Here is a 6,000-nt window from a genome sequence, read left to right on the forward strand (position 1 = left end):
TCGCGTACCCTTACTGGCGACATGGTGATCACGCTTCATGAGTCGCCGTCGCGCGTTGCCCGGCAAGGCATCCGCCCCATGAGGACCGACACGCTTCGCCGTCAATCGGGACAAGTTCCCAATGACGTCAAAGCTCGATCGCGATTCATCAGGCTTCATGTTTACAACAGGCTGTCACCGCAGCGAGGCGGCACGCGTACGCTTGACCTTCCCACCGTGGCAAGCTTCATGCTGTCGATGCTTGTCAATCGTCAACTCAGGAGAACACGATGGAATTCGAAGTCCAGGACATGACCTGCGGCGGCTGCGCCAACGCCATCACGCGCGCGGTGACGGCCGCCGATCCCGCCGCGAAGCTCGACATCGACGTCGCGGCAAAGATCGTCAAGGTCGAATCGGCGCAAGGCGCCGAGCGCGTGCAGTCGATCATCGAAGCCGCCGGCTTCCACCCCGCGCTGCGCGCCGCATAACGCCGCACACTGCGAACCGCGGGCACACCGCCGACCGGCGCTGCGCCCGCGGCCGATTGCGCGTCAGCGCAGCCGGATCAGCGTCGACTTCAGCTCGGTGTATTTCTCGAGTGCGTGCAGCGACTTGTCGCGGCCGTTGCCCGACTGCTTGTAGCCGCCGAACGGGAAGTTCATGTCGCCGCCCTCGTCGTAGCAGTTCACCCAGACGGTGCCCGCACGCAGCCGGCGCGACACGTCGTGCGCGGTCGTCAGGTCCGACGTCCACACGGCCGCGGCCAGCCCGTACTCGGTGTCGTTCGCGATCCGCACGGCCTCGTCGACGTCGTCGAACACGATCACCGACAGCACGGGCCCGAAGATCTCCTCGCGCGCGATCTTCGCATCGGGCTTCACCTCGAACACCGTCGGCTCCACGTAGAAGCCGCCCGTTTCCGCCTTCACACGCGCACCGCCCGTGACGAGCCTGCCTTCGCTGCGCCCGGCTTCGATATAGCCGAGCACGCGCTCGAGCTGGATGCCGTCGACGATCGCGCCCATCGACACCGCCGGGTCGAGCGGATTGCCGGGCACGTACGCGCGCGCGGCCGCGACGAGCTTCTCGATGAACGCGTCCTTGATGTCGCGATGCACGAGCAGCCGCGAACCCGCCGTGCACATCTCGCCCATGTTGTAGAAGATCGCGCCGGCAGCCGCCTGTGCTGCGCGGTCGAGGTCGGGGCAATCGGGCAGCACGATGTTCGGCGACTTGCCACCGAGTTCGAGCCACGCGCGCTTCAGGTTCGACTGCGCGGCGTACTGCATGATCAGCTTGCCGACCGCCGTCGAGCCCGTGAACGCGATGCAGTCGACGTCGCGATGCAGCGCGAGCAGCTTGCCCGGCTCGCCCGCGCCCGGCACGACGTTGAACACGCCGGCCGGCATGCCGGCCGCGACCGCGAGCTGTGCGACACGAATCGCGGTCAGCGGCGATTTCTCCGACGGCTTCAGCACGACGCTGTTGCCGGCCGCGAGCGCGGGGCCGAATTTCCACGCGGCCATCAGGATCGGGAAGTTCCACGGCACGACGGCGGCGACCACGCCGACCGGCTCGCGCGTAACGAGACCGACGAGATGATGATCGGCCGGCGCAACCTCGCCACCGACCTTGTCGATCGCTTCCGCGAACCATTCGACGCAATACGCGGCGCCCGGCACGTCGACCGTCGTCGTGTCGCCGATCGGCTTGCCGGCGTCGAGCGTTTCGAGCAGCGACAGTTCGTCCAGATGCTCGCGCATCAGCGCGGCCCAGCGCAGCAGCACGGCCTTGCGCGCACGCGGGTTCAGCCCGGCCCACACGCCTGCGTCGAACGCACGGCGCGCGGCAGCAACAGCCGCGTTCACGTCGGCTTCGCCGCAATCGGCGACCTTCACGAGCACGCGGCCGTCGATCGGGCTCACGCAGTCGAACGTCCTGCCGCCGTGCGCGTCGCGCAACGCGCCGTCGATGAATGCGCGCCCTTCGATCTCGAGCGACGCCGCCTTGTCCTGCCAGTCAGCCAAAGTCAACTTGTTCATCAGGATGCCTCAGTTTTTTGGCATTCGCGATGCGGCACGCCGCTGCGCATGACGCGCAGCCGGCCGGCAGCGAATGCAGTGACGCGCGGGGGAACGGTCAGAAGGTCGCCGGCGAATTGGCCGAGACGACCTCGCAGATCAGGTCCGCGCTGGGATTGCGAAAACGGTGCGGCAAACGGCTTTCGAAGTAGTAGCCGTCTCCGGGGTCGAGCAGCCACGTCGCGCCGTCGACGGTCAGCTCGAGCCGCCCCGACACGACGACACCGCCCTCGTGCCCCGCGTGCACGAGCATCTCGGGCCCCGTATCGGCCTGCGGCTGGTAGATCTCGCGCAGGATGCACATGTTGCGGTCCTTCATGCTCGCGCCGACCAGGTGAAACGCGAGCGTGTCGTTGCCGAGGTTCGGCATCTCGTCGCGACGCGACACGATCGAGCGCGATTCGATCAGCTCGAACGTGAAGAACTCCGCGAGACTCATCGGGATGCATTCGAGCAGTTTCTTCAGCGAACCGACCGACGGGCTCACGCGGCCCTGTTCGATCAGCGAGATCGTGCCGTTGGTCACGCCGGCCCGCTTCGCGAGTTCGCGCTGCGACAGGCCCTGCTTGTTGCGCACGAAACGCAGGCGCTCGGCGACTTCGGTGGACATCGATTCGGTTTCGGACACGATAAGTGCGATGACAAAGTGAAACGACGCGGAGGACAGCCGTTGAATATTCTAATCACTTTATGCCGCGCATCAGCGGGGAAAACCCTGAAAGGCGTTCGAAATAATGAACAGCCCGTTGATTATTCCTTTTGCGAATCTTTTGTTCGCACTGCTCGGGAAAGCCCTGATGCAGCACCGTTAAAAAACATTTGACGCCGTTTTTGGCTCGTATATGCTGGCTCTCAGGTTAGCGTCATCCAGCATTCATCGGCAGCAAAAAACGTTATTGCAACGCAAAAATTGATGCCCATCAATGTAAATAACGCGTAACCGGCACCTTGATTATTTTAAACGCCCAGCGCGTCGAAACGGTCAGGTGTTCAATACTTTCAACAACCCAGTCGAGTGTAATCGTGAGAGTCCGTGGCCCTCTGGTGAGGTGGGATCGAGGCGATGTGCGAAGTTTGCGCAGCGCAGCGTCCGCTTCCGACGACGGCAGTTGCGGCTGGCATAGTCCTCGCCTGCTTCACCTGTCGATCTACACCATCCTGTCCCGTCGTTCCGTTCGGCGTCACAACGCCGTTTCCGCACGCGCATTCGTCGCCGTCGATACCGACGAAGTGGCGTCGCTGCTGCCGTAGCGCCTCTCCTTTCTTTACGTCGTTCGTTTCGTCTGCTGATTCGCCAACCGCATCGTCCGTGCGGTGACGGAACGCGTTCGCGCATGCATTGCCGCGTCGCGACTCGCAATGAAACGAACGACGGCCTGATCGTCGCGCGCAGCGCGGATCGCCACGCCATCCCGTTGCGCCCATTCACCAGCGGCCTTGCATCTTGCGCAAGGCTGCGGGGCTGTTGCACGCCGGCGTTTCGCCACGTCCGGCAAGCAAGACGCAACAACCCTCCGGATAACTGATTGACGTCATGGATAGAAGGAAACCCCTCGTCGGCATCACCGCCGACCACACGCAAATCGGCGCACACGCGTCGCATACGGTCGGCGACAAATACGTCGCCGCAATCGTCGACGGTGCGCAAGCGTTCGCGATGGTGCTGCCCGCGCTCGGCGAGCGCCAGTCGGTCGACGACGTACTCGACACGGTCGACGGCCTGCTGTTTACCGGCAGCTACTCGAACGTCGAGCCGCATCGGTACGGCGGCGAACCGAGCGCACCGGGCACGAAGCACGACCCGGCCCGCGACGCGACCACGCTGCCGCTGCTGCGCGCGGCGATCGCCGCGGGCGTGCCCGTGCTGGCCGTCTGCCGCGGCTTCCAGGAGCTGAACGTCGTCTGCGGCGGCACGCTGCACCAGCGCGTGCACGAAGTGCCGGGGCTCGCCGATCACCGCGAGGACGACGACGCGCCGATGGATACGCAGTACGGCCCCGCGCACGTCGTGCGCCTGACGCCCGGCGGCAAGCTGCACGCGCTCGCCGGCGGCCGCGACGAAGTGCACGTGAACTCGCTGCACAAGCAGGGCATCGCCCAGCTCGGCTCCGGCCTCGCCGTCGAAGCCGTCGCGCCGGACGGGCTGATCGAAGCCGTGAGCGTCGTCGATGCACCGGCCTTCGCCCTCGCCGTGCAGTGGCATCCGGAATGGCGCCATGCGCAGGATCCGCTGTCGAGCGCGATCTTCCGCGCCTTCGGCGATGCCTGCCGCGCCCGCCGCGCTGCCCGTACGCGCGCGACGGCCGCCGCCGCGCTCGCCTGAGCGCCGACCAAACCAACGAGAACAGACATGCAAGACATCGAAGATTTTCTGAAGCAGCACCGGATCACGGAAGTCGAAGCGATCATTCCCGACATGGCCGGCATCGCGCGCGGCAAGATCACGCCGCGCAACAAGTTCACGTCCGGCGAATCGATGCGCCTGCCGCAAGCCGTGATGGTGCAGACCGTCACCGGCGAATATCCGGAAGACGGCTCGCTGACCGGCGTGACCGACCCCGACATGGTGTGCGTGCCCGACACGTCGACGATCCGCCTGATCCCGTGGGCCGTCGACCCGACCGCGCAGGTGATCCACGACTGCGTGCACTTCGACGGCTCGCCGGTCGAGATCTCGCCGCGCTACGTGCTGCGCCGCGTGCTCGACCTGTACAAGGCGAAGGGCTGGAAGCCGGTCGTTGCACCGGAACTCGAGTTCTACCTGGTCGACATGAACAAGGATCCCGACCTGCCGCTGCGCCCGCCGGTCGGCCGCACGGGCCGCCCCGAAACGGGCCGCCAGTCGTATTCGATCGAGGCGGTCAACGAGTTCGACCCGCTGTTCGAGGACATCTACGAGTACTGCGAAGCGCAGAACCTCGACATCGACACGCTGATCCACGAAGTCGGCGCCGCGCAGATGGAGATCAACTTCATGCACGGCGACGCGCTGTCGCTGGCCGACCAGGTGTTCCTGTTCAAGCGCACGGTGCGCGAGGCCGCGCTGCGTCACAACATGTACGCGACGTTCATGGCCAAGCCGATGGAGGACGAACCGGGCTCGGCGATGCACGTGCACCAGAGCATCGTCGACGAGGAAACGGGCCGGAACCTGTTCACTTCGCAGGAAACCGGCGGCGCAACGTCGATGTTCTACAACTACCTCGCGGGGCTGCAGAAGTACACGCCGGCGCTGATGCCGATCTTCGCGCCGTACATCAACTCGTACCGCCGCCTGTCGCGCTTCATGGCCGCGCCGATCAACGTGCAGTGGGGTTACGACAACCGCACGGTGGGGTTCCGCATCCCGCACTCGGGCCCGTCGGCGCGCCGCATCGAAAACCGCATTCCGGGTGTCGACTGCAACCCGTACCTCGCGCTCGCCGCGACGCTCGCCGCCGGCTATCTCGGCATGACGCAGCGCCTGGAGCCGACCGAGCCGCTCGTCAGCGACGGCTACGAGCTGCCGTACCAGCTGCCGCGCAACCTCGAGGAAGGGCTGACGCTGATGGCCGCCTGCGAGCCGCTCGGCGAGATCCTCGGCCACAAGTTCCTGAAAGCGTATTTCGCGCTGAAGGAAACCGAATACGAAGCGTTCTTCCGCGTGATCAGCTCGTGGGAACGCCGCCATCTGCTGCTGCACGTCTGAGCGTGCACCCGACCGAATACGGAATCACGGAGGAAACATGACGTACCGCAACGAATCAGCCTGGGTCCAGCCGGCCGCACCGAGCGCCGCGGCCGCCGCACCGCGCGCGACGCAGGCGCGCACGACCGCCGAATACCGCGCGCTCGACGCCGCGCACCACATCCACCCGTTCTCGGACATGGGCGCGCTGAACCGCGCGGGCAGCCGCGTGATCGTGAAGGCCGACGGCGTCTACCTGTGGGACTCGGA

6 protein-coding genes and 1 pseudogene are annotated in these 6,000 nt (G+C 65.7%); 5 read left to right on the forward strand and 2 right to left on the reverse strand.

Annotated features, from left to right (window positions below; genetic code table 11):
* Positions 1–269: 269 nt before the first annotated feature.
* Positions 270–470, forward strand: a complete 201-nt coding sequence (locus tag C5O79_RS25445; RefSeq protein ID WP_011353438.1) for a heavy-metal-associated domain-containing protein — start codon at positions 270–272, stop codon at positions 468–470.
* A gap of 63 nt (positions 471–533) precedes the next feature.
* On the opposite strand, the gene C5O79_RS25450 is transcribed toward C5O79_RS25445, so the two are convergent.
* Positions 534–2,024 (reverse strand): aldehyde dehydrogenase, encoded by a 1,491-nt coding sequence (locus C5O79_RS25450; protein ID WP_047852310.1) that lies wholly within the window; start codon positions 2,022–2,024, stop codon positions 534–536.
* Positions 2,025–2,121: 97 nt separating this feature from the next.
* Positions 2,122–2,673 (reverse strand): cupin domain-containing protein, encoded by a 552-nt coding sequence (locus tag C5O79_RS25455; protein ID WP_122474591.1) that lies wholly within the window; start codon positions 2,671–2,673, stop codon positions 2,122–2,124.
* A gap of 455 nt (positions 2,674–3,128) precedes the next feature.
* Between C5O79_RS25455 and C5O79_RS38645 the strand changes: the two genes are divergently transcribed.
* The 4 genes and pseudogenes from C5O79_RS38645 to C5O79_RS25475 form a co-directional block, all read left to right on the forward strand.
* Positions 3,129–3,314: a hypothetical protein gene (locus C5O79_RS38645; protein ID WP_043184603.1), complete on the forward strand. Its 186-nt coding sequence runs from the start codon at positions 3,129–3,131 to the stop codon at positions 3,312–3,314.
* Between the two features lie 283 nt (positions 3,315–3,597).
* A complete protein-coding gene (locus tag C5O79_RS25465) occupies positions 3,598–4,386 on the forward strand; it encodes a gamma-glutamyl-gamma-aminobutyrate hydrolase family protein (protein WP_122474410.1) in 789 nt (262 codons plus the stop codon).
* A 27-nt stretch (positions 4,387–4,413) separates the two neighbouring features.
* Positions 4,414–5,751, forward strand: a complete 1,338-nt coding sequence (locus C5O79_RS25470) for a glutamine synthetase family protein (RefSeq protein ID WP_046544263.1) — start codon at positions 4,414–4,416, stop codon at positions 5,749–5,751.
* Positions 5,752–5,788: 37 nt separating this feature from the next.
* Positions 5,789–6,000 (forward strand): annotated as a pseudogene (locus C5O79_RS25475) (aspartate aminotransferase family protein); the annotation flags it as partial.

The organism is Burkholderia sp. SRS-25 (assembly GCF_004343765.1).
In the GTDB taxonomy this organism is placed as follows: Bacteria; Pseudomonadota; Gammaproteobacteria; order Burkholderiales; family Burkholderiaceae; genus Burkholderia; species Burkholderia contaminans.